This is a genomic window from Streptomyces sp. SID5785, from assembly GCF_009870065.1.
Classification (GTDB): domain Bacteria; phylum Actinomycetota; class Actinomycetes; order Streptomycetales; family Streptomycetaceae; genus Streptomyces.
The window spans coordinates 1-2,436 of sequence record NZ_WWIA01001003.1 but is presented as its reverse complement, the minus strand read 5'-3'; the positions used below and the strand labels follow the sequence as shown (position 1 = coordinate 2,436).

The window sequence follows — 2,436 nt, the reverse complement described above, 5'->3', positions numbered from 1 at the left end:
CCAGCCCGGCTCGCCGCCGCCCCCCGCCGTCCCCGCACGCGGCCGGCGCGCCCACGCAGGGCCGCCCGCCGACGAGGACCCGGCCGCAGCGGCAGGCGATTCCGCACCACCCCCGCGCGCGGGCGGCCGGCACCTGCGGCCGCGCACCGTCCGGGCCAAGATCGTCTGCCTCCTGATGGTGCCCGTCGTCTCGCTCCTGGCCCTGTGGGCCTACGCGACCGTCAGCACCGCCCAGGACGTCGCCCACCTGCGCCAGCTGCAGCGCGTCGACGCCGCGGTCCGTGAACCCGTCGGCGCCGCCGTCGCCGCCCTCCAGGCCGAGCGCACCGCCGCCGTCGGCTACGCCACCAAGCCCGCGTCCGACCGCGCCGACGAGCTCGAGCGGCTCGGCGCTGCGACCGACCGCGCCGTGTCGGCCCTGCGGCTCGGCCGCGACAACACCGTCGCGGACGGCGCCGACCTGCCGCAGGGCGTGGCCGACCGGCTGAGCGCCTTCGTGGCGGACACCGCACGGCTGCGCGCCGCGCGCACCTCCGTCCTCGAACACCACACGGCCTGGGACGAGGCCTACCGGCAGTACACCGGGACCATCGCCAAGGCCTTCGGCGTCAGCGGCGCCCTGACCGGCGTCCAGGACGCCGAACTCGGCTCCGACGCGCGCGTGCTGCTGGAGTTCGCACGCGCCGGGGAGATGCTCGCCCGCGAGGACACGCTGGTGGTCAGCGCCGGACACGCGGGCACCCTGGACGGCGATCGGCTGCGCCTGTTCACCGGCGCCGTGGACAGCCGCCGGGAACTCGCCGACGGAGCTGTCATCGATCTGCGCGGCCCCGAACGGGCCCGGTGGAGCCACCTCGCGGAGGGGAGCGCGTACACCGATCTGCGCGCCGTCGAGGACGCCACCCTCAAGGCCCGGCCCGGCGCCAAGGCTCTCGCCGCGGCGACCGGCGCGGACTGGGGCCGCGCACACTCCGGCGTGCAGGACGGCATGCGCGCCCTCGAGGCGGACGCCGCGCGCAGCGCCGCCGACCGTGCCGACCCGTTCGCCCGCGGTCTGCTCACGCCCGCCGGAGCGGCCGTCGTGTTCGGTCTGCTGGCCGTGGCCGCCTCCCTGGTGATCTCGGTCCGCATCGGACGCGGGCTCGTCGTGGAGCTCGTCAGCCTGCGCAACAGCGCCCTGGAGATCGCCCGGCACAAGCTGCCCGACACGATGCGCAAGCTCCGGGCGGGCGAGGAGATCGACGTCGAAGCGGAGGCGCCGCAGGGGCCGCCCGCCGAGGACGAGACAGGGCAGGTCTCCGAGGCCCTCACGACCGTCCACCGCGCGGCTCTGCACGCCGCGGCGGAACGCGCCGAGCTCGCCAGCGGCATCTCCGGTGTCTTCGTGAACCTCGCCCGCCGCAGCCAGGTGCTCGTGCACCGCCAACTCGGCCTCCTGGACAGCATGGAGCGCCGCGCGGACGACCCCAACGAACTCGGCGACCTGTTCCGTCTCGATCACCTCACCACGCGCATGCGCCGCCACGCGGAGAGCCTGATCATCCTGTCCGGCGCCGCCCCCGGCCGCGCCTGGCGCACGCCCGTCCCGCTGACCAACGTCGTCCGCGCGGCGGTCTCCGAGATCGAGGACTACGCGCGCGTGGAGGTGCGTCAGCTCGCCCCCGCGCGGGTGGCCGGCACAGCCGTCGCCGACATCACGCACCTGCTGGCCGAACTCGTGGAGAACGCGGCCCAGTTCTCGCCCCCGCACACCAAGGTGCGGGTCAGCGGGGAACGCGTGGGAAACGGCTACGCCGTCGAGATCGAGGACCGCGGGCTCGGCATGGGCAAGGAGACCCTGAACGAGGCGAACGACCGCATCGCGCACTCCGAGGCCCTCGACCTGTTCGACAGCGACCGGCTCGGACTGTTCGTCGTCAGCCGGCTCGCCGACCGCCACGACGTGAAGGTGCACCTGCGAGCCTCGCCCTACGGAGGCACGACAGCCGTCGTGCTGCTGCCCACCCCCCTGCTGCACGACGACGGCCAGGACCGGACCGGCGCCACCGCACAGGAGACCGACGAGACACGCCACCACGCGCGCGTGCCCGAGCCGGAGGCAGCCGCCATGAACGCCCACTCCGTCCCCGCGCCGGGCGCCCGGCCCGCTCTGGCGTCCGCCGCTCCCGAACCCGAGGCCCCCCGGCACCCGCCGGGCGTCACGGCGCTGCGCCTGCGCAGCGCACCCGCCCAGGACCACCCCGAGCAGCACGCGACCGACGCCGGGGAGGGGCCGGGGGACGGACTGCCCCGCCGCGTCCGCCAGGCCAGCCTGGCACCGCAGCTGCGCGAACGGCCCGACGACAAGGCTCCCCCCGCGCGCGTCCCGGAGACGGACGACCGCACCCCCGAACAGGTACGCGCCCGGATGACGTCCTTCAGGGACGGCTGGGAGCG

1 protein-coding gene is annotated in these 2,436 nt (G+C 75.9%); it reads left to right on the top strand.

Annotation, left to right across the window (positions count from 1 at the left end):
• On the top strand, positions 1–2,436 hold a 2,436-nt coding region (locus tag GTW43_RS32530; protein ID WP_161305564.1), incomplete at both ends, for an ATP-binding protein.